Here is a 568-nt window from a genome sequence, read left to right on the forward strand (position 1 = left end):
AGGGTCGGTGACACAAGCTCTGGCTGTCCTGGATGTGACTGCGTTGATGTCGCCGGTGCGTGCGCGGCCTGCGGCGCCTGCGATGCTCAGGCAGGTGGCGATAGAAGGCTTCCGCGAGGCCAAGCTTTGAATAGGCGAAGCGGTAGATGGTTTCATGGCTGACGCGAATGCGGTGCTGCTCAAGCCGCATCCGGCCAGCAATCTGTTCCGGAGACCAGCCCGCCTTGAGCGCATCCTCGACCGCTGCCTTCACCTCCGGGTGGACGACCAGCTTTCGATGAACCGCACGGCGGCGCTCGTACTTGTCCTGAGCCGTCACCGCATAATAGCCGCTATACTGCGGAAGCTCGGCGTCCTGATACGTGTTCCGCTTCAGCTCCCGGTAGATTGTCGAGGGTGGACGCGAAAGCCGGTCTGCGATTTCCGGCACCGGCATCTTGCCTTCACGCCATTTCGCAATCTTTCGCCGCTCTTCAAAACTCAGGTGCTGGTAGTGGGAAGCCATTCGTCAACCTCGATGCAAATACCTGTATTACTTTGGCATTTGCACTTCGTTTGTGAATCCACC

General features: G+C 59.2%; 1 protein-coding gene. It reads right to left on the reverse strand.

The genetic code is table 11. The features are described 5' to 3' along the window. A partial coding sequence (locus AAIL68_RS17590; RefSeq protein ID WP_347141074.1) for an IS30 family transposase occupies window positions 1–505 on the reverse strand: 505 nt, incomplete at its 3' end. Between the last annotated feature and the right edge of the window lie 63 nt (window positions 506–568).

It is taken from the genome of Paracoccus sp. SSK6, from assembly GCF_039770665.1.
Classification (GTDB): domain Bacteria; phylum Pseudomonadota; class Alphaproteobacteria; order Rhodobacterales; family Rhodobacteraceae; genus Paracoccus.